Consider the following 20846-nt stretch of genomic DNA (forward strand, 5'->3'; position numbering starts at 1 on the left):
GTTAGTTAAAGAAAAATATTTTTATGAAATTCTATCACATTATCTCTGAATTGCCTTACTTCAGAATATTTGTGAACAAAAGATGGAGCTTTAGTTCCGTTCTCTGCCGTCAGATTTTCATTTTTAATAATCAGAGCTTCATCCCAAAGATTAGCATTAATAAATTGTTGTAAAACCAAACTTCCGCCTTCAACGATAATTGATTGAATTTGTATATCATAAAGTTTTCGAATTAACTTTTCAATGAAATTTTCTCTCTCAGTTTTGATGAATCTGATATTTCCTTCCTGTGTATTTTTTACAGAATTAAAAACCAGAGTTTCAGCCTCATTATTATAAATATTGTAGTTCGTCGGAACTTTCAGATCAATATCAATCAAAATTCTTACAGGATTTCTACCGGTAATTTCGCGTGTCGTCAAACTCGGATTATCACGAAGAGCGGTCATGGTTCCAATTAAAATGGCGTGTTCGCTGTTTCTTAATTCGTGAATATATTGTTTCGTTAAACTATTGCTGATCTGAGTCGGTTTAAAATCTTTATCCATAAATCCGTCTCCGGATTGCGCCCACTTAAGAACAATAAAAGGTCGTTTTTTCTCGTGATAAGTGAAAAATCTTTTATTTAAATCAATACATTCGTCTTCCAAAATTCCGGAAACCACTTCAATTCCGGCATCGTTAATGATTTTCTTTCCCTTTCCATTCACCTTGTCATGTGAATCCATCGCACCTATTACGACTTTTTTAAATCCTAATTCCACGATCTTCAAAGCACACGGCGGAGTTTTTCCAAAATGAGCACACGGTTCCAGCGAAACGTAGATCGTAGATTCGGGAATCAGACTTTTGTCTTCTACTGAATTTATCGCATTGATTTCTGCATGATTTTCACCTGCTATGTGGTGGTAGCCTTCACCAATAATTTTGCCTTTATGCACGATAACGCTGCCAACCATAGGGTTTGGGTAAGTGTTTCCCAAAGCTTTCTTAGCCAATTCTATGCATCTTTTGATGTAAATTTCGTCTTGCATATCATTAAAAAAGCGAAGACAAATTTCTTTGCTTCGCCGTTATCAATTGTTTTAAATATTTTATTCTCCTGCAATAATGCTGTGAAGATTTTGCTTTAGGGTTTCCAGATGAGCTTTTTTATCGTCAATCGTGTTGTAAGTATCTCTCAACATCAGATTTTCTCTCGAAGGATTTTTGAAGAATGATAAGTTGTTTTCCAGTTTTACAATTTCAGCTTCAAGATCAGAAATTTGATTTTTGATTTTTCTCGCTTTATCGGTTAATTGGTTTTCAGACAAACCTTCCTCTTTCAGTTCAAGTTCATTGATTTTGTTGAGCTTTAATTTTTCTCTCAACGTTTTATTAAATTCCGAATTGATCCCGATTTTATCTCTTGGAACTTTCCCGATATTGTTCCACGAAGTCTTAATATTTTCAATTTTTTCAATGCTTCCTTCTTCGTCAGAAATTGTTTTCAGCTCTTCAAGAATATCTTTTTTAAGCTTATAATTTTCTTTCCAGTTATCGGTAGAGGCATTGCTTTTCTCTCTGTAATTGTTAAAAAATGTATTACAAGCTTCACGGAATTCGTCCCAAATCTTATTGGTCATGCTTTTAGGAACGTGGCCGATTTTTTTCCAGTCTTCCTGTAGTTTTTTGAAAAGAGCGACGGCGATATCCCAATCTTCAGAAAGCATGTTATCTTTTGCGGTCTGGATCAGTTTTAGTTTTTCATCTAAATTTTCCTGTTGAGAACCTTTTAATGATTTATAGTAATTATTTTTTGTCGTGTTGAAATTTCTTAAAGTAGTTTTAAAATCATTCCAGTTATTATTGGATAATTTCCTTGGAACGCTTCCTGTTTTTAGAAATTCAGACCGAAGTTCTTCCACTCTTTTGATAGAGTTTTGCCAATAATTATGGTTCGGTGAATCCTTTGGCTCAGAAAGTTTTTGAATCTCTGCAATAAGCTCATTTTTCTTTTCAAGATTTGCAGTTTGCTCGCTTTCAATTGCTGCGGTAAGCTCAGATTTTCTTTCGTGAATTTTATTTGAGATCTCTTTAAATTCATCCCATGTTTTCTCACGAAATTCTTCTGCAACCGGCTCGGCTTCTTCCTTCCAGAGTTTGTGGAGATATTGCAGCTCGTTTAAAGCTTTTTGTACAACAGGTTCATTTTCAAGTTCTTTTGCTCGGGCAATGATGTGCTGTCTTTTCTCAAGATTATGACTGTATTCTTGCTCAAGGAATTCTTTATTCAGATCCAACATCTGATAAAACTGATTCAGATGATGAAAATAGTTATTATTTAGAATTTTAAATTCAGATTTTGCAACCTGTCCGGCTTTAGACCATTCTTCTTTGATCTCTCTTATAGATTTAAAGAGGTTAGTTCCCGGTTCAGAATTGGTATATAGATTTTTTAGTCTGTCAATTAATTCCTGGCGGTGATCAAGATTTTTTTTCTGTTCTTCTTCCTGACCTTTCTGGAAAGCATCATGTTTCTCTTTGTAGATATGAATTAAAGCAGAAAGTTTTGATTGTGCAGGATGCTCAAAGCTGAAATTTTCAGGTGCATTTCCTGCGTCTGTATATTCGTGCTTTTTATCTTCAATCTCATCATGAATAGCGTGATTTGCTTTTTCTTTCAGCAGATTAAATCTTTTAGAATTCTCTCCTGCATTTTTTGAATTGATGATTGTCTCCATTTCTTTGAGGGCGTCATTCAGAGAAATCTCTGCTTCCACATGCTCTTCCGCGTTTTCTGAATCCTCTTCTTGAGTACCCGTATCTTCAGGAGCAGTATTCTCAGGTGTTTCCTGTGGAGTTACCTCGGTAGAAATTTTGTTTTCTTCGTTTTCAGAAAGATTGTTTTCTGTAGTCATAGCAAATCTTTTATGTGAATGGCGTTTATTCTTTAAATATAGCGAAAAGCCAAATAAAGTACTAATTTATGTTATTTTTTTTTAAAATTCCAAATTTCCCATGCTTTTTCTGCCTGTTGTTCAAGCATGTAATATCCATTCACTGTTTTAGCTCCATTTTCAGCAGATTTCAGGATAAATTTCGTGTAATTTGGGTTGTAAATCAAGTCAATAACCAAATGCTCACTTGAAAGCCCTGCAAAAGGAAAATTCAAACAGTCTTCAGTGTTCGGAAATGTGCCAAAAGGCGTACATTGAACGATAATATTATTATTTTTCACTGTTTCCTTATCTAAATTTTCGAAATTTAATTCTGATTTCCTCGAAACGGTTTTAGTAGAAATTCCATTTTTATTTAAGACATACTGTACAGCTTTCGCAGCTCCACCGTTACCTAAAATCAATGCAGATTGCTGATGAGATTTCCTATGAATTTTTAAAGTCTTTTCAAAACCAAAAGCGTCTGTATTATAGCCGATTTTCTTTCCTTCTTGTATCAAAACGCAGTTTACGGCACCTATTTCTCTGGCTTCATCACTTAGCTCATCCAGATAATCAATGATTTTCTCCTTATAAGGAATAGTAACATTAAAACCTAAAAGCTCGGGATCTTTAAATACATTTTCGACTTCGTCAATCTCCTGAAGATCAAAAATACTATATGAATACTGATCTAACATCAGTTTCTGAAACTTCTCTTCAAAGAATTTCTTTGAAAAGGAATAGGAAATATTTCTCCCGATAAGACCTAGTTTTTTTTTGGAATTCATAGTTCAAAAATAAAAAAAAGACCGAAAAAATCGGTCTTTATGTCAAATTATATTTTGTTTATTTAATCAATAATAAATTTTGAAGAAACATTATCTGTTTTCAGAATGTAAACTCCTTTTGCAATACCATGAAGGTTGATTTTGTTAGATTTACTAAAAGGATTTGCGATGCTTCTAATTAACTTCCCTGAAAGATCATAAATCTCAGCTTTCAGAATTTTGTTTAAGTTTTCTCCTTTTGCAAACAATTCATTATTTTTTACCGGATTAGGATAAATGCTGAATGTTTTTTCTTTAACTAAATCATTTGTTGAAAGAGTAGAATTACAAGCCCAGCTAATATCGTCAATCGCAACTCTGTTGCTGCTTACCGGATTGATTAGTTTAATGGTAAAGTTTCCGGTAACATTAATATTGCTGATTGTAGTTGTCGTAACGGTAGAACTGTAAGGTATTGATCCGACATTTACACCATTGATTTCTACATTTAAATTGTTTGAAGTTCCTGAAAATTTCAGCTGAGTAGTCACAGTAATACTTTGAATACCTCCCGAAACAGCAGTACTTGTAAGATTACCATTTCTCACGGTAATTGCTTTTCCGTTAAGCGTTTCATCTGTTCTGGAGTCTGTCGCTGTCCATGTAATGCCATTGTTTGTCCATGCATACGTGTTATAAATTGGGTTTCCTACCGCTGGTACAGTTGAGAAATCTTCAGTTCCACAACTTCCGCTTCCTGGTGGAACAGTAAGTGTAGTTTCAGTTGCAGTGTTACTTTGAGGTGATGCGTTTCCAGAACCGTCTTTTGCGATAACGTAGAAAGAGTAAAGCGTTGCCGGAGCAAGACCAGATACCGTAACAGATGTTCCTGTAACCGATGTTTTTAAAACTCCGTTAGCGTATACATCATATAAAGCAACAGCAATGTTATCTGTTGCAGCCGTCCAAGTCAAAGCAACTGAGTTGGCTGTAGGATTGGCTGCTGCTAAATTAGTAGCGGCAGTCGGTGCCTGATTATCTACAGTTGGTGTTCCCCAGATTGCAGCAACATAATTAGGGTTGTCGATAAAAGGATTTCTGTTGTGTTGGAAATTGGAAGAGGCATTGTTTCTTGCAATTTCTTCTGGCGAAACCGGATCTGCTGCGTGCCATGCCAAAAGTTGGTTAAGTTCCCAAGTCTGAAGTCCTGGAAATGCTGATCCTCCAAGCATATTTCCAGAAGAAAATCCTGAAAGTTGAGATTCATATCTTGTTACAAAATAGAAAATCATTCGGGCAACATCACCTTTGAAAGCATCAATAGGCTCGAATACTGTTCCTGCATATCCGGCAGTAACTGACGTTCCGAGTTTAGATCCGTTTAGTGAAGTATATGAGGCATTTCCTACAACGCCAAATGGGTAATTTGATCTAATCCCATTTACTTTTCCGTCTGTTGCTCTGATAAAATGAATATCATTCTTCATCGGCGAAGCTTCATTAAAAAGACTTTGAGGAACAATGTGCTCTCTGTTGTAACAGTCACCTTCATTTGTATATCCGCTTGATCCACATTGATCTGTTGCCACAGTAAAGTTATAAGGATCTGCAGAACCTGGTTTTTCTGAATAGATATCTAAAATAGATCCGTCATTTTCGTAAAAATAATCTCGATCTGTTGTTTGATAAGCTGTCCAGAGACCGCCATATCCGTTATCCGTTTGGCCGTTTGTAATGATAGCACTTAGTTGGGATTTAAGTGTTGCTCCGGTACCTGTTGCTGTATTGTAATATCCAGCTGGAACTTGTGCAAATGCATTGATGAATGCAAAGCTCAGTATTAAAGAATGTAAAATTCGCTTCATTTTATTTAATTTGAAGGGCAAATCTACGAAAAAAATTAACTGGTATATGTTAACTTTTAGTAATATAATCTTTACTGATTTTGGAGAAAAACCATGAAATGGAAATACCGAAAAGTGAGGCAGTAGCTGCAACCGTCAAATAGTTTTTTGCAACAATTCTTACAGGAAACGGTACATTTTCTACAGCTTTGAATAATTCTGTTTTTTGTTGGAAAAGACAGAGTGCAGTTCCCAAAAGTAAACCTGAAATAACGCCTAGAACAACAATTAAAATACCGGTGTAAAAATAAGTTTTTCTTAAATGACTTAAAGGAAAACCTAAAGAAATTAAAGATTTTGCCTGCTCTTTTTTGTCGAGCTGCAGGATAATAATGGCACCTGCAAGATTAAAAGTGGTGATGAAAATGACAAGACCAAAGATAAGATAGATGAAGAGCTTTTCTGTGTTAATCATTTTCCAGAACGCTGCATTTTCTTCCTGCTTAGTTTTTATTTCGATGTTCTTTCCCAGAGACTTTAGCAAATCACTTTTAATTTTATCTGCGTTCTCGGGGTTTTGAAGTTTAATGACAATCTGATAAGCTGATTTTCGAGGAAGTTGTAACAGCTCTTCAGACAGCTCGATCGGAGCAATAATGTAGTTGTTGAGTTGATCATTTCCGGGGAAAACACCTGTCACCATGATGTTTTTCTTATTGTAAATGTCTTCTTCTTTATTAATAATTCCGGTTCCCGATTTGGGCATAAAAACTGTCGCGAAATCTTTTATGGTATCTACTGGAATTGATAATCTGATATCCAACGAATTTTCCATAATAACCTCATTAGAATATTGGAAACTGGGATATTTTCCATAAAAAATTGCAGTATCAATAGGATTTACCTTAATATATGCCGAATCTACACCTCGCAGATAGGCAATGTCACCTTTTCCGTTGTAATTGAGGTATACTTTTTCTTCTATTACTCTCGAATAATGAAGGATTTCTTTGTTTTTATTTAAAATCTTTGTGACAGATTTCAGATCGTTTATCGTTTTTCCGGATGTACTTTTTACGGTAAGATCAGCATGAAGATTTGAAATGAGATTTTGATTAAACACTTCAAGACCAGAAAAAACCGAGATGATCACAAACATTGCGGCAACTGCTCCCGTCATTGCGCCCACTGCCAGCCACGTGATAAACGTAACGGCTGTGCTGCCTTTCTTTGATAAAAGGTAACGTGAAGCAATATAAAATGCAATGTTTTTCAAATTTTTCTACAATACAGGATTGTCGCCTTCACCTCTAAGTTCTTTCTCTATTTTTTCTACATCATCCAGAGCGGTGTCAAGATAAAAATTCAGATGCGGAATCACACGTACCTGTTTTGCCATTTTCTGACCAATAAAATTTCTGTATTGCGCCTTATTCTCTTCAATTTCTTTCATAATTGAAGCTCTGAATTCCTGAGGGAAAATACTTAAATAAACTTTGGCAACACCTAAATCCGGAGAAATTTTTACATCAGAAACAGATACCATAAAACTCTGTTTGCTTTCCGCTGACTGTTTGCGGAAAAGTTCTGCGAAATCTTCCTGTATAATCTGTGCTACTTTTCTTTGTCTGTTGCTTTCCATAAGTTCTGCAAATTTACTATTTTTGTTTGAATTGCTCACGGAAATTTGGATGATGTATCAAATTTAGGACTTCTGTATTGTTTGTCTTTTAAATTAATATTAACTGTAATCAAATCGTACGTCCTATTCCGTATGCAACACATAAAAAATAACTAAATTATGAAATTAGAACATATTGGTATCGCAGTAAAGAATTTGGGAGCTTCTGATCTACTTTTTGAGAAGCTTTTAGGAAAAAAATCATATAAAAACGAAACCGTGGAGAGGGAAGGTGTTACGACATCGTTTTATAATACGGGTGAGAGTAAAATAGAATTATTGGAGGCCGATAACTCTGAAAGCCCTATCGCTAAATTCATTGATAAGAAAAATGAAGGTATCCATCATTTAGCGTTTGGTGTAGAAAATATTTTGGATGAGATAAAAAGATTAAAAAAAGAAGGCTTTCAATTTATTTCTGAAGAACCGAAAGAAGGTGCTGATAATAAATTGGTTGTCTTTCTACATCCCAAGTCTACAAACGGTGTATTGGTAGAACTTTGTCAAGAAAAGGCCTAAAAAATTTTGTAGTAAAAGAAATTTTACTATTTTTGCAATCACAAAATTTAACCAAATTTTGAGGTCCTATAGCTCAGTTGGTTAGAGCACCTGACTCATAATCAGGTGGTCCCTGGTTCGAGCCCAGGTGGGACCACTTTTTAAATCAAGCACTTACAGAAATGTAGGTGCTTTTTTTGTCAATTAATTTCTTTCTACAAAGTTTATGTGAAAATAAAATCCCCAGTTTACAATAAAACTATGGGGATTTTTCAATTAATATGATGATGATTTGGGTGTCTGTTGACTTTGATTATTATCTGATCAATACGCTGTAATTTTTGTATATAAAACTTTTATTTTTTAAACTTAATCTAATAATTTAATATTAAATTTAAAAGAGTGAATTTTCTCTACATATTCCTCTTATCAAAGATAAAATTTTTTAATGGATTAAAATTTAAAATTGCCTTCATTTTTAGATTATGTTGTAATTATTCGTAAATTTTTACCAATATTTATGGAATGATAATGTATATATTTAATTATGAATGAATATTTTAGAATCATAAATTAAGAATCTTGATAAAATTGCTTTGCACCAAGCTCACATTCTTTTAGCGGTTTTTTTGTGCAGTTAACAGACGGTTTTTTTTAAATCTTTTTTTTATGTTAAGCCAAAAAAGGCTGCAAAATACTGCAACCTGATCCTTATTCAAAAGTTGAAGTCGATGTATTTTATATTTTCGTCCAAATCAATTCGTCGTCAAGTAAAGAAACCTCTATACGATCTCCTTCTTTAAACTCTCCGGAAACAATTTTCTTGGCCAATGGTCTTCTTAATCTTCCTCTGATAACACCTTTTAACGGTCTTGCTCCGTATTTTATGTCATATCCCTCGGTAGATAATTGCTTTTTCACTTCTTCTGTAATAATGAGATCAATGCTTAAACCTTTTGCCAGATCAAGCAGTTCTTTTTTGAGATGAATTTCGAAAATCTTCAGTGCATTATCCTTGCTGATTGGCGCGAAAGGTATTGTTTCCGTCAGTCTTCCTAAAAATTCCGGACGGAAAAAACGGCTCATCATTTCCAGTAATTTTGATGACTGCGGAATTTCTCCTTTGCCAAATGATTCAACGATAAAATCTGATCCTATATTTGAGGTAAAAAGAATAATTGCATTAGAGAAATCTCCTTCTTTACCAAGTCTGTCATGCAATTTTCCTTCATCCATAATCTGCAGGAAAACATCAAAAACAGAACTGTGTGCCTTCTCAATTTCATCAAATAGCACTATAGAATAGGGTTTTTGTCTGATCTTATTAACTAAAAGACCGCCATCTTCATAGCCAACGTATCCGGGAGGCGCACCGTAAAGCAAGGCTGCAGAATGCTCTTCTTTAAATTCCGACATATCAAAACGGATAATCGCGTTTTCATCCTGAAATAAAAATTCTGCCAGTGACTTTGCTAACTCTGTTTTCCCTGTGCCAGTGGGACCTAAAAAGAAAAACGAACCTATCGGCTGACCGGCTTTGCTTAACCCCGAACGCGTTTCTAAAACGGCTTCCGAGACAATCGTGATGGCGTGATCTTGCCCTACAACTCTTTTCGCCAGAACGCTTTCCATTTCGTTAAGTCTTTGCTTTTCTTCTTCTTTTAATTTACCAATCGGGATATTTGTTTTCTGAGAAATGATGAGTGCAAGGTCAAAATCTGTAATATTGGTTCGTTTTTCCTGAGCAATTTTTTCTGTTTTCTCGATTAAATTTCTCGAATATGATAACAATGTTTCTGTATCATCAAACCCTGGCAACTCTTTTTCCTGCTCACTGTTTTCAGCAGTACTGATGAGGTATTTTGTTTTTTGTATTAAATCTTTCAATAGCCAGTCTGCATGCATCTTTCTTTCATGTTCAGCATAATTATTGGTGTTGTCTTCAAGATGAATTATTCTCGTTACGAGATGATTTCGTTCTTTTAAAAATGATTCTCCGGCTGTTTTTAAAACCGACATCGTATGATCAATCAAATCTATAGCAGATGCGGGAAGACTTTTTTCTTTCATGTACCTTTGCGAAAGTCTTATTGCCTCTCTCATCGTCTGATCATCTATACTTATTTTGTGGTGAATCTGATAATCTTCCAAGGTCTGCTTCAGCATTCTGAAATGAATTTCATCGGTAGTTTCTACCAGTTTCAAAAGCTCAAACATTCCTGCAAGACCCTGTTCTTTTTCGATTTTTTTTGTGTATTCTTCTACTGTTGACGTTGCAATCAATGTAAGGCCGTTTGAAAGCTCACTTTTCAAAAGATTGATAATTCCCGAATCTGAGCCGTGATTTCCAAATAATGAATGAAATTCTTCAATAATTAAAACTGATTTTGGAATTGCTTTCATTTCCTGCGCAATATTCTTGATGCGATCTTCGATTTCACCTTTATATGAAGCTCCGGCTATGAGCGCTCCCATATCAAGTTCGAAAATTTCCATTCCGCCTAAAATATCAGGAATCTGTTTTAGTATAACTTTCTGAACGAATCCTTCAATCAGAGCGGTTTTTCCAACACCGTGATCGCCCATTATCAGAACATTTTGCTTACTGTATCTGCATAATATTTCTGTGATTGTATTGATTTCTGTATCTCGCCCAACCAATAATTCTTTTCTGTTTTTTTTCTTTACTTTTTCTTTTATATTGATACAATATTTCTGGATAAATCCTTTGTTTGTTTTCTTTGCCTGAAGAGTATTTTCGGTCATCTGATCATCCCCGAATAAGTTGATGTCTTTTAATAATTCGTTTCGTGTAACTGGAAACGTTTTCATTTGATCAAAAGTAAATGCTACTCCTGGCGAACTGATTGCTGTTATTACTGCAAAAAGCGAGATCTCCTGTTCCTGCAAAATTTCTCTGATCTGATCAGCCTCTGCAAATATTTCATCAATTACCTCATCCGGCTCACAAGAATATTTGTTTGGAGATTTTGGCAGTTCCTCAATTCGTACTTCTGCCCATTCTTCGAGATAAAATACATCAATACCGAGATTTTCCAGATATTTTAAGAGAGACAGATCTCTGTTGAGCATTGCTTTAAGCAAGTGAGCTCCAGTATAGTTTGCGTTAAGATTTTCTCTTCCTATTTTTTGCGCAATATTCAGAGCCTTGGTGACTTCCTGGCTGTATGTAATTTCTTCTTGGTTCATCGTTTTGTATTTGTGTTTTTATTCTTTGATCCAGATCATCATTTTTTTGACTTTATACTGAATATTTAAATTCTGAATACAGTTTTTTTGATCTTTATTCATTCTTAATGCCGTTATTTTTATCTTTTTTCCGGCTATCATTTGGCAGAACTGGCCAAAAGGAATCAGTTTTTTGTCATTGGCAACAACAGGAATATCGTACTTTCCGCATACGAAATCTTTAAAGTCATCTTTAGTTTTTAATTGCGCGGCTACCTGATTCAGAAGAAGTTGCATTTGTTCGTTTGAGATTTCCGGAGCCTTCTTTTCGGATTGTAGAGAATCGTTTTTTAATTTAGATTTCGGGGAAACCGGAATGTATTGCAACATGTCTACCAGAGGATCTTTCTGTGCAGTTCCTACCGGTAAAGAAAAGGCGATGTGAGGTTTTTCAAATTCATAAGATTTGATGTCTAAATTTTGCTTTGCTCTTATTGTTTTTGGTGCTACATAAATTGTTTTTACGGCCGTGTGTTCTACATCACCGTTTACAATAAGCGTTATTTTTTTTTCGCCAACGGATTTAAATTTATATGACGGATTTTTTTCTAAAGCATCTGTGGTTGTAGTTTCACCAAAACTCCATTCCCAAGATTCGCCGTCTTCTTTCGCTGCATCAAAACTGATGGTTTCTCCTACTGTAACCACATTTGGGCTTATAATTGTTGGCAGATAACCTATTTGTTGGCTGATGCTGTTGATTGTAATCAGTTTTTCATGCGTACAATTTCCGTTGATCTTCAGTTTTACGATATAGTCGCCGGGTTTTTTATATTTGTGCAACGTTCGTTGTCTTGTGTCAATCGCCGTACTGTCTCCGAAATCCCACTCCCAAGACTTGGCGCCTTCTGTGTTATCATAATATTCTACAACCCGATTGGTCATAAACTCGTCAGAATGGATGATGAATTTTGCGTTTTCACAGTCTACATGTCTTGTGTACTGATACGACAGTACGATGAGACTGATGATAAAAAGGATTCCTAAACTTGTGTATACTTTGGGATCAATATTCGAAAATAAATTAATTTTAGTTTTCTTCATTGTGTTTTTTGTGTAGGCTACAAATATATTTATCATTTTAGTCACAGGCAAGTGTTTTTTTTTAGAAAACTGTTTTTCGTATTGATTTTTTAAATACATTTGTAAAAAACACATAAAGACCATTGATGATCAATTTTAAATACTTTTACAGGTGGGGAACGGCTTTTGGCTTAATCCTTATTTTATTTGCCTGCACTTCTCAAAAATATATTCAGGAAATCCCTTACAACTTTTCTTCAGATGAGTTTAATAAATCGTCTTTTGGATTAAAAAATAGTGTAGATGCACAATATTCTGATCTTGATGATAATTTGGAGCAACTTACTGATGAAGAGCTGAGAGTTAAAGAGAAATATTCCATAATCATGGAAGTGATGCCGAAAGAAGTGACCAACTATAAGTTATATTCGTACATCGATCGTTGGGTAGGAACTCCTTATAAAAAACAATCTCTAGATGAGAAAATAGGTGTCGACTGCTCGTATTTTATGCAATCGTTGTTTAGTGATGTATATGGGGAAACTTTTCAGAAAACACCCGACGGCATTTTTAGGGCAAAATCAATTCAATTGTTTACTGGTAGAACATTTTTAAAAGAAGGCGATATTCTTTTTTTCAGATATGATAAAGAGCATCCGATTTCAGATGTTGGTATGTATCTTCATAATGATAGAATATTGGCCTGCACTGAAAAAGGATTGAATATCTATAATTTCAATGACGAGTATTTTCAGTTGAGATATGTTGCCGCAGGACGATTAAAGCCCAAAAATTAATCATGGAAAAGATGAGAAATCTCGCGAAAGAGATAACCTCGCTAAAGCATGATATCAAAGCGGAGGTGATCATCAATAATTTGCTGAAAAGCAATGATATTGATGAATCTGAATATGTGATTTTTAAGAACGGCCAGTTTTCCCGAGCTTACCGCTACGACATTTTAGATTCTGATGTGATCGATTACGATTTTGATACGAAGCAAATGCTAAAAATTGCTCTTTGCAGAGATGGCTTATATGATGTGCTTCCTCAGAATCTAATTCACGCAGCGCGAAATGATTCACCGGAAAAAGAGGTGGATAGTATGATTCGTGAATATAAACTTCAGAAAAAGCAGCAGAAAGAATCACGATTGTTTTTTCAGCCTTTTGAGAACGAAATTTTCACTTACGGAGTGAAGATTGAAGGCTTCGAGCAAGATTTTTTATCTGATCTGAATGGTATTTTGGTACCCGATATGTTTTACGATTTTTGGGGAATAAGCAGAGAATTGCCATCCTTGCTGGTTTCAAAGTTTATAAGAATTCTACCATTTGCATATAAAATTGTTGCTGATATCGATTTGGCTTGCGAAATACTTTCTACACTTTTAGAAGAAAAAGTAACCTCTAGCATAAGAACTTATCAAAAATATCAGGATGAAGACCAAAGTATTTTATTAGGAGAGTCCAGGTTGGGATTAGAACTTATTACAGGTAACAGTTATGATGATTATTCAAGTCACTTTAATCTCCAGATAGGTCCGCTTAAAAATTCAAATTTCTCAGAATACATTCATGAAGGTACGTTGAAAAGATTTGTAGATCTTTTTTATGAATATTTTTTTCCGATTGAAGTAGAAATAGAAACCACGATTTTACTTTCAGATGAAAAAGAAACTTTCGAGTTTACGTCACAACAAAATTCAATATTAGGATATAACACCCGTATATGATGCAACTTAAAAAATATTTTCTCCATTTACTAGAGCCTCAAATTTTGGCTGCACTTGTGATTTTGCTGGCAATCAGTATAATCCTTACGATGGTATTTTCGCAGAAAGTGCCGGAATTCAAACAAAAGTACAGAGGCAAATTTTACACTTACTTATTTTCTGTCGTATTTGTGTACGCAATTATTGCTTTTTTGGGGTACAATAAATTATTCTTAAATAACAATCTGTACGAATTTATTTTTTACCAGTTCTGCTCTTTGATCATCGGAATCTTTCATTGCCTGATGTACAGAACTTATTTTTCTAAATTCGGAACTAAAAATACAATTAATGAATACTTGTTTGCCCTCATAACAATTATGTATTCTGCCTTACCTTTTGTACTGATTTTCACCTTTCTGAACGGCGTAGACTTTACTTTTCTTATGTTGGGTCATTATCTGGTTTTCTTCGTTTCAACATTTCTGAATGACACTTTTAACAAGGCAATGGCAATTCCGCCAAAAATATATAAAACATGGCAATTTCCGGTAAATTATAAAGAACTCGCCGGAGTTAGCGATGAAGAAATGAGGGATCTTGTGGTATTTACTTTCCTGATGGATAAGGATCGTCATGCTAAAAAGTACAGTGCTTACCGTGCTAAAGGCCCTACAAGAGTAGACTTCGGAAGATTATTTTACAATTTCGTGATTGATTATAACGAAAAGCATACAGAAGATCAGATAGAAATTGAAGGCTCAACCGGACTTTACAGCTGGGTTTTCTTTTTGCAACCCAAATGGTACGAAGCTACCAAATATATTGACCCCAATTATACGCTTTACATGAACGGAATTGAGGAAAATAGCGTGATTTTCTGCATGCGTACCAACGATTTGTCACTTCCGGCAGGAAGAACAGATAATGACGCTCCGGATTTTGAATATGATAAGGAGAAAGATGATAAAAGAGTAGAACAAAATGATCAAAAGGAGGATGATCACGCAGAAACAATCGGCTAAAAATAGGATAAGATGGATTATAAAACTTGCAAAATAACTCCGGGAAAGGTTGGTTTATCAGAACTCGCTGAACATTTTGGATTGCAGCCAGAAGAACTCCGGTGGTTTCATAATCGGTTTTGCCCGATAAAGGATTTGATAGATCCCGATATTCAGTCGCACGTAGAGGTGGTTTATATCCCAGTTCCGGGCTTAGAAACTGGATATTTTGCTAGCATTAAAAAAAAGAAACCGCTTTATCAAAAAGCAAACTGCCTGAATGTCCCAAGAGTATTTAAAAAAAATTATGGCATCATACAAACTGCGCAGGAAAATGAAGGAGAAAAACTGACAATTTATTATGAAACTGAGCTTAAGAAAATCGATAAAAACCAACTTTTTATAACGAGAAAGCCAATTTATATTAACCAAAAAAGACCGGATATGGTTATGGAGCAGATCGCGGATGAGGTAGGGAGTGTTTTTTATCCTCTACAATTAGAGTTATATGAAAATGCAAAATTAAAGCGTATCGCCAATTTTCCGGAAATACAGAAAAGATGGAAAACAAAAAAGCAGCAGTTAGCTTCTTATTATAAGGGTGAAATTGCGGAAAAATTACTCAACCGAATAGATAAGCAGCTTGATTACCGTGGCAAAACTCAGCGTGGTATTTTAGATAGTTTGTTTTTTACACTGTATTTTTTTCCGCTGTATGAGTTGTTCAGCGATAATAAAACAAACACCTTTCAGGTATCAATTCCTGTTTTTCCTAAAGAGCCAAGAGTTTTATTTGAAATTACGCTTAGAATTGACGAAGAAATTTCGGAAACTCAAAAATTTGTCATTATGGCAAAAGGAAAATGTATAGATCCAAGAACCGAAACCGAAATAGCCAGTGGAAAAAACATGCATAACCCTATAAATACAGGTGAAATGGCGGAGGGAAATTTAGACTTTACCTATAGACTTAATGCAAAAGATAACAGCATTTATTCGATATGGGGACAATTAGAATTAAAAATTGCCTCCAAAACAAGGAAGATTTCCTTTGAATGTTATGAGCAACAGTGATCAATTAAAGAAATAACTAAACACTAATGATATGGCACTAGAAAACTTAATCAGCTTATACCAGTTGCTACCATTTGGTGTAATTTAAAATTAAACGTATGAGCGAAAAACATCTCGTATGTCAGGGAGCATTGTGTAAATGTAACTTTGGGACAACACCCGATAAGTTGAAGGTGCTTACCCAAAGCAAACGCTACATTAATGATAAAGAGGGAAGCAAAAAACTTATTGCTACTCACAAAGATCTCGGCAAAACTTTTGAGAAAAATACCTTTGGCTCTTGTGCCAAGATGAATAATAACCCTTGCCAAGCCGTAGTAACCGAATGGAGTGGGTATTATGAGAAAATTACTTTGGAAGACAACGGCGGAAAAGCCCTCTTGGAAGACAGCAAAGCAACCTGCCCCATTGGTGGTAAAGATTGTATTACGATTATAGACCATGGGCAGATCTGTGAAGTCTCTAAACAAAACCTAAAAAATGCCAGCCCCGAAGCATTGGCAGAGTTGTGTCCGTTTGTGGATTTTTATGCAGAAGAGGATGAAAGTATAACCCATTTAAGTATCCAGAAATAATTATGAAACCAGAAATACAAATAACTTATAAAGGGCATTACGAAACGGGATTAAAACATTTTATCATAGAGGAAGAAGATTGCGAATTCAAAGTTAGAATTAATAATTGGGACAAATTCTCCCCCGAAGAGCAGAAAAAAATGTATTGGATATGGACCATGATGGGACGCTCTAAACCCAATTTTATGGCAAATGATTATAACAGAGAAATTAATGTTGGTTCTGGAGATATAACCCCAACTGTTCCAAAAATTTACCGTGGCGGTGCTATGGCGTGGCTTGAACCTTTTCTATCAACAGAAGGACCTACCAATTTAGTCGGAAATGGAGTTTTGATTTCGTTGAAAGGAACTCCCAAAGTATTGTTTTATGAATGGAGAGAGTACAGTAAAGAAAATGACGGAAATATTATAGACAGGACTGTAGAATTTGGTGAAACCATACAATTGCATATCTATACCAACAACTTGTACGGTGACGAAATAGAAATACAATTTTATAATGATATTTTAATTAATGATGAACTTCCTCTCCATGAAAAGAAAAATGATCAATGGCCATCTTCTAAAACCGGAGAATCTGGTTCCGAATGGGATGCGATAAAAAAAGAAAATCTACCGCCGTCATTTACAAGGCTAACTCGGGAAGTAAAAAAGCATGAACTGAAATTTACTCCGGAACATGAATGCAACAAACTCATAGTGTCAAATGCTGTTGATGATTCTTCAAAAGTATTCACTCAAAAATCTGTGGTTGATCTATACATAGATCCTGTCTGGAGTTTCTACGCCAGAGATAAAGACGGCAATTTGTTAAAAACCATAGGATTGTGTGCAAAAATTTTCTTTAAAGGACAATATCTGAAACCCAAGGAAGGTAAGCCCGCTGTAAGGATAGTAGGAGGAGAGTTTAAGGGCAGATCTGTATTAGATTCTACAGGAAACAAGCCTGTCTTGGTAGGCGAAATAGAGACCAACGCTGCTGTTTACCAACATTGCAAATACATGACTGTGGAAGCGGTATATGATGGAAAACCCTCAAAAATTTTCGATTATGCCGGAAATCCTCAACCGGTAGGTAGCTTAGTTTACCAGATTTTAGCCACTGATGAACTAAAGCTATTAGAAATTAAACTTCCGGATCTAGAAACTGAGCATTGCAATTTTGAAAAAAAGCAGGATTCTTTTCATAAGAATACAGCAATGAAAGTCAACGATTTTGACCGTCCGCGTTTTCAGGAACTTGATATTAAAATTCCGGATAAGCATATGACCTTTAAAACAAGTTTTCCTAAACCCTCAAGAGAAACTGCCATTAATTGGGCTTGGCTTCCTAATATTGAAACAATAGATTATAATGTTAATCTCAGCTCATGTGCCTTTCAGCATCCGTTGAAAATAGAGGTTTATCCGGATATTTATTACGAGGCGGGTTTTAAGCTTGCAACGGAAAACCCATTCTTTACAGGGCAGACAAAATCATATACCAAGAAAAAATATTTGGGAAAATCTGGTTTTTTTGATAAAAAAACAAATAAAGCTGTTCGCAAAAACCAACAGAATGCAAGAGAAGAAAACTACAAAAATAAAAAACAGGAGGTAAAAGAAGGGAGATTAAGTTACGACCAGTTTGAAATTGCTTTAGAATGGGGCTTTGGTGATAAAAAACAAGAAGCGATTACTTTTCCGGGAGAACATCCTGTCATAAATATTATTGATACCACGATGTGGATTATTAATAAGATTGGTAAGCTTTGTTTTAAAGAAGAAGCGGATGAAGCTGAAAGAGAACATACTGCTAATAGATCAAGACAAGTTAGTAATAGACGTGAAGGAAGAACTGCTTATCTAAGTAATAAACTTAAAAAGAAATTAAAAAATGTCCCTTTCAAAATAGAAATCGGTCAACCCGTATTTGCGGGAGCCGTAAAGTGGAAGTTGGATCCAAGTACAAAAGAAGAAGGTAAGTTAGGTACACTTTATCAAGTGAAATTTAAAGCAGATCCCTTAATTGAAATAAAAGGAAGTCTTGATCTTCTTTTTGTAGCGACTAAGATACCATATGTAGGACAAGCCGTAAAAGCTATTACTGCTGTAGCAGATACTGTAGGTTCGGCAGATGATTTTTGGAATTCTATAGTGAAATTTTTTGGAGGTGGAGAAAAGTATGAAATAAAGATTGATGTAGATTATTATCTTGATCTTTTTGTATCGAGTGCATTTAAGGTAGAAGCTATGGCTCTGCATTATCATACTATTGATGGTTTTAGAAGTAATGATATCGAGCCTTCTGTAGAATTGAAATTTGGTGTTGAATGCGGTGGAAGTTTAGTTTTTAAATACGGAGAAATTAAATCATTTTCTGCAGAAATTAATGGATCTGCATATGCAGTTTGGAATATTACAAAAAATGGTGATACTAATTCTATTGAATGTAAATATGGTGGATTGTACGCGACAATAAAAACAAAAATAAATTCTTCAGATAATAATAACGATACTCGAAATAATGGTGAAGAAGCTAATAATTCTCCAAAAAAGTTCTTATTACATGACGGATTTTCGTATGAATTTAAATTAGATTAAATGAGAAAAATTATTTTAATGTTTTGCTTGGGAATTATCTCGACAGCATGTTCTAAAAATTTTGATGATACAAAAAAAGAAACAAAAAATATGAATATAATTAATTCAACTATAAATGTAGAAAAACAAATTACCTATGGTGTACAACTTAATATGAGATTACCCTATGAACTTTATATCAATGATATTAAAGCAAAATATGACTATACAGGTGGTAATGTCGGGGTAGATTTAAATCCATATTTATTAAAAAATGGGAAATGTAAGATTCGGATAAAAATTTTCTCAGCTTTTAAAGCTGGAAAAACAGAAATACCTTTAGATGATTTGGAAGGTTGTACCATTTTATTTGGTAAATATATTAAAGGAGAAAAAGAAAATGATATTTATAAATATAATATTGAAGATTTTTCAAGATTAGACTTTAAAATTCCAAATAAACAAATTGCCACATTTGAACAAGAATGGGAAGTAGATATTACAGAATTACCTTATGAACTGGATGGATGGAGTAAAGGACAGGATTTAAGAAAGCTTAATCAACAACAGTTAGAACAAAAAGTAGTCAATTATCACAAAAAGCTTTTAGTAATTTTAAATGAAGGCGATTATAATTCGTGGAGTAAATTAACGAGTTTAAGATTTAAGGAATATTGTATTTATAATTATTTGTCAGAAGAAAGTATTAAGATTAACTTAACAAATAATGAAAAAGACATTACTAAATATGCTAAAAATACGATGATTTCATTAGAAGATTATGAAATGAAAATTTATGCAGATGGAAAATTGGTAACCTTAGAAAAAAATACCCATACTGATAATTATAATAATCAATCTCCTTTGGATATCTATAGTTGGAATCCTCTAATAAGCAAAGGGAAAATATCTGGTGCAGCTGATTATCCCATTTTATTATACCTTCCGGAAGGCAGTGATGATTTTGTAATCATAAGGAAATAAATTTATGAAGAGTAAGCTTTTTATATTTTTCTGTTTAATTATTTTAAATTTTGGATGTAGTCAAAGCAGTAAATCTCAGGGTTCTTTTACAGCGCAAGTTCCTTTAGAAAAACAAATTACTTATGCGTTGCAACTCAATATGAGATTGCCTTTCGAACTATACATTAATGATATTAAAGCTAGTTACAACTATGTTGGGACTAATGTTGGTGTTGATTTAAATCCTTATTTATTAGGAAATGGAAAATGTAAAATTAGAATTAAAATATTTCCTGCCTTTAAAGCTGGAAAAACAGAAATACCATTAGATGATTTAGAAAATTCTACTGTCCTTTTTGGTAAATATATTATGGATAAAGAAAAAAATGATATTCATAGTTATAATATTAATGATTTTACTAAACTTGATTATAAACTTCCAAATAAACCTGTAGCATCATTTGAGCAAGAATGGGAAGTAGATATTAAAGAATTACCTTATGAATTAGAAGGATGGAGCAAAGGGCAGGATTTAAGAAAATTTGATAAAAAAGTACTTGAACAAAAGGTAGTTTCTTATTATAAAAATTTATGGAATATACTTAATGATGGAAATAGTGAAAAGTATCAACAACTTTGGAAATATGCCGATCAAGATTTAATTAAATACAATTATGAATCTGTAAATACATATGAAAAAGCTGAAATCAACAATGAGAATGATATAAAAAAGTGTAAAAACATGATGATTCCTTTTGAAGATTATGAGATGAAAATTTATGCAGATGGAAAGTTAATAACTTTAGAAAGAAAAACCAATACTAAAGACTTTAATAATGAATCTCCACTTGATATTAAGAGTTGGAGTCCGTTAATTAGAAAATATAAAATTTCAGGAGGAGCCTCTTATAGCGTAAAACTTTATCTCCCCGAAGGCAGTGATGATTTTGTAATCATAAGGAAATAGAC

Annotated in this window: 17 protein-coding genes and 1 tRNA gene; 10 read left to right on the forward strand and 8 right to left on the reverse strand. The window is 34.1% G+C overall.

What is annotated here, in order from left to right; translation table 11 throughout:
- Window positions 1–5: 5 nt before the first annotated feature.
- The 6 genes from ribD to rbfA all read right to left on the reverse strand — a co-directional run bounded on the left by ribD (window position 6) and on the right by rbfA (window position 7174).
- Window positions 6–1034, reverse strand: coding sequence for a bifunctional diaminohydroxyphosphoribosylaminopyrimidine deaminase/5-amino-6-(5-phosphoribosylamino)uracil reductase RibD (ribD, locus tag PGH12_RS15650; protein ID WP_267598389.1), 1029 nt, complete (start codon window positions 1032–1034; stop codon window positions 6–8).
- Window positions 1035–1094: 60 nt separating this feature from the next.
- Complete coding sequence (locus tag PGH12_RS15655; protein ID WP_267598390.1) at window positions 1095–2900, reverse strand: DUF349 domain-containing protein; 1806 nt, start codon at window positions 2898–2900, stop codon at window positions 1095–1097.
- A gap of 71 nt (window positions 2901–2971) precedes the next feature.
- Window positions 2972–3709, reverse strand: a complete 738-nt coding sequence (locus PGH12_RS15660) for a shikimate dehydrogenase family protein (RefSeq protein ID WP_267598392.1) — start codon at window positions 3707–3709, stop codon at window positions 2972–2974.
- A gap of 62 nt (window positions 3710–3771) precedes the next feature.
- On the reverse strand, window positions 3772–5553 hold the full coding sequence (locus tag PGH12_RS15665) for an endonuclease (protein WP_267598394.1): 1782 nt from the start codon (window positions 5551–5553) through the stop codon (window positions 3772–3774).
- Window positions 5554–5602: 49 nt separating this feature from the next.
- On the reverse strand, window positions 5603–6808 hold the full coding sequence (locus tag PGH12_RS15670; RefSeq protein ID WP_267598395.1) for an ABC transporter permease: 1206 nt from the start codon (window positions 6806–6808) through the stop codon (window positions 5603–5605).
- A gap of 6 nt (window positions 6809–6814) precedes the next feature.
- A complete protein-coding gene (rbfA, locus tag PGH12_RS15675) occupies window positions 6815–7174 on the reverse strand; it encodes a 30S ribosome-binding factor RbfA (RefSeq protein ID WP_267598396.1) in 360 nt (119 codons plus the stop codon).
- Between the two features lie 159 nt (window positions 7175–7333).
- On the opposite strand from rbfA, the gene mce reads away from it, so the two are divergent.
- Both mce and PGH12_RS15685 read left to right on the forward strand, forming a co-directional pair.
- Window positions 7334–7732 (forward strand): methylmalonyl-CoA epimerase, encoded by a 399-nt coding sequence (gene mce / locus PGH12_RS15680; protein ID WP_267598397.1) that lies wholly within the window; start codon window positions 7334–7336, stop codon window positions 7730–7732.
- Between the two features lie 62 nt (window positions 7733–7794).
- A tRNA-Ile gene (locus PGH12_RS15685) sits at window positions 7795–7868 on the forward strand.
- 581 nt (window positions 7869–8449) lie between these two features.
- Here the strand turns inward: PGH12_RS15685 and PGH12_RS15690 are convergent.
- Both PGH12_RS15690 and PGH12_RS15695 read right to left on the reverse strand, forming a co-directional pair.
- Window positions 8450–10921: an AAA family ATPase gene (locus PGH12_RS15690; protein WP_267598398.1), complete on the reverse strand. Its 2472-nt coding sequence runs from the start codon at window positions 10919–10921 to the stop codon at window positions 8450–8452.
- A gap of 18 nt (window positions 10922–10939) precedes the next feature.
- A complete protein-coding gene (locus PGH12_RS15695) occupies window positions 10940–12004 on the reverse strand; it encodes a PKD domain-containing protein (RefSeq protein ID WP_267598400.1) in 1065 nt (354 codons plus the stop codon).
- Between the two features lie 125 nt (window positions 12005–12129).
- On the opposite strand from PGH12_RS15695, the gene PGH12_RS15700 reads away from it, so the two are divergent.
- From PGH12_RS15700 to PGH12_RS15735, 8 genes are all read left to right on the forward strand, one after another.
- A complete protein-coding gene (locus tag PGH12_RS15700) occupies window positions 12130–12780 on the forward strand; it encodes a C40 family peptidase (RefSeq protein ID WP_267598401.1) in 651 nt (216 codons plus the stop codon).
- Between the two features lie 2 nt (window positions 12781–12782).
- Window positions 12783–13718, forward strand: a complete 936-nt coding sequence (locus tag PGH12_RS15705; RefSeq protein WP_267598403.1) for a type VI secretion system baseplate subunit TssG — start codon at window positions 12783–12785, stop codon at window positions 13716–13718.
- Window positions 13715–14722, forward strand: a complete 1008-nt coding sequence (locus PGH12_RS15710; protein ID WP_267598404.1) for a TssN family type VI secretion system protein — start codon at window positions 13715–13717, stop codon at window positions 14720–14722. Before PGH12_RS15705 ends, PGH12_RS15710 begins: the two co-directional genes overlap by 4 nt.
- A 12-nt stretch (window positions 14723–14734) precedes the next feature.
- Entirely contained in the window at window positions 14735–15775 is a 1041-nt protein-coding gene (locus PGH12_RS15715; protein WP_267598405.1) for a hypothetical protein, read from the forward strand.
- A 98-nt stretch (window positions 15776–15873) separates the two neighbouring features.
- Window positions 15874–16350 (forward strand): DUF4280 domain-containing protein, encoded by a 477-nt coding sequence (locus PGH12_RS15720; RefSeq protein ID WP_267598406.1) that lies wholly within the window; start codon window positions 15874–15876, stop codon window positions 16348–16350.
- Between the two features lie 2 nt (window positions 16351–16352).
- On the forward strand, window positions 16353–18935 hold the full coding sequence (locus PGH12_RS15725) for a hypothetical protein (protein WP_267598407.1): 2583 nt from the start codon (window positions 16353–16355) through the stop codon (window positions 18933–18935).
- A complete protein-coding gene (locus tag PGH12_RS15730; protein WP_267598408.1) occupies window positions 18936–19898 on the forward strand; it encodes a hypothetical protein in 963 nt (320 codons plus the stop codon).
- Between the two features lie 4 nt (window positions 19899–19902).
- Window positions 19903–20844 (forward strand): hypothetical protein, encoded by a 942-nt coding sequence (locus tag PGH12_RS15735; RefSeq protein ID WP_267598409.1) that lies wholly within the window; start codon window positions 19903–19905, stop codon window positions 20842–20844.
- Window positions 20845–20846: the final 2 nt, after the last annotated feature.

Origin of the sequence: Chryseobacterium sp. CY350, from assembly GCF_027945075.1 — a bacterium.
Lineage (GTDB): Bacteria > Bacteroidota > Bacteroidia > Flavobacteriales > Weeksellaceae > Chryseobacterium.

Excerpts from the sequence above, each read along its gene's own strand:
- ribD (WP_267598389.1), bottom strand. The coding sequence starts at position 1,034 with ATGCAAGACGAAATTTACATCAAAAGATGCATAGAATTGGCTAAGAAA.
- PGH12_RS15655 (WP_267598390.1), bottom strand. The coding sequence starts at position 2,900 with ATGACTACAGAAAACAATCTTTCTGAAAACGAAGAAAACAAAATTTCT.
- PGH12_RS15660 (WP_267598392.1), bottom strand. The coding sequence starts at position 3,709 with ATGAATTCCAAAAAAAAACTAGGTCTTATCGGGAGAAATATTTCCTAT.
- PGH12_RS15665 (WP_267598394.1), bottom strand. The coding sequence starts at position 5,553 with ATGAAGCGAATTTTACATTCTTTAATACTGAGCTTTGCATTCATCAAT.
- rbfA (WP_267598396.1), bottom strand. The coding sequence starts at position 7,174 with ATGGAAAGCAACAGACAAAGAAAAGTAGCACAGATTATACAGGAAGAT.
- mce (WP_267598397.1), top strand. The coding sequence starts at position 7,334 with ATGAAATTAGAACATATTGGTATCGCAGTAAAGAATTTGGGAGCTTCT.
- PGH12_RS15690 (WP_267598398.1), bottom strand. The coding sequence starts at position 10,921 with ATGAACCAAGAAGAAATTACATACAGCCAGGAAGTCACCAAGGCTCTG.
- PGH12_RS15695 (WP_267598400.1), bottom strand. The coding sequence starts at position 12,004 with ATGAAGAAAACTAAAATTAATTTATTTTCGAATATTGATCCCAAAGTA.
- PGH12_RS15700 (WP_267598401.1), top strand. The coding sequence starts at position 12,130 with ATGATCAATTTTAAATACTTTTACAGGTGGGGAACGGCTTTTGGCTTA.
- PGH12_RS15705 (WP_267598403.1), top strand. The coding sequence starts at position 12,783 with ATGGAAAAGATGAGAAATCTCGCGAAAGAGATAACCTCGCTAAAGCAT.
- PGH12_RS15710 (WP_267598404.1), top strand. The coding sequence starts at position 13,715 with ATGATGCAACTTAAAAAATATTTTCTCCATTTACTAGAGCCTCAAATT.
- PGH12_RS15715 (WP_267598405.1), top strand. The coding sequence starts at position 14,735 with ATGGATTATAAAACTTGCAAAATAACTCCGGGAAAGGTTGGTTTATCA.
- PGH12_RS15720 (WP_267598406.1), top strand. The coding sequence starts at position 15,874 with ATGAGCGAAAAACATCTCGTATGTCAGGGAGCATTGTGTAAATGTAAC.
- PGH12_RS15725 (WP_267598407.1), top strand. The coding sequence starts at position 16,353 with ATGAAACCAGAAATACAAATAACTTATAAAGGGCATTACGAAACGGGA.
- PGH12_RS15730 (WP_267598408.1), top strand. The coding sequence starts at position 18,936 with ATGAGAAAAATTATTTTAATGTTTTGCTTGGGAATTATCTCGACAGCA.
- PGH12_RS15735 (WP_267598409.1), top strand. The coding sequence starts at position 19,903 with ATGAAGAGTAAGCTTTTTATATTTTTCTGTTTAATTATTTTAAATTTT.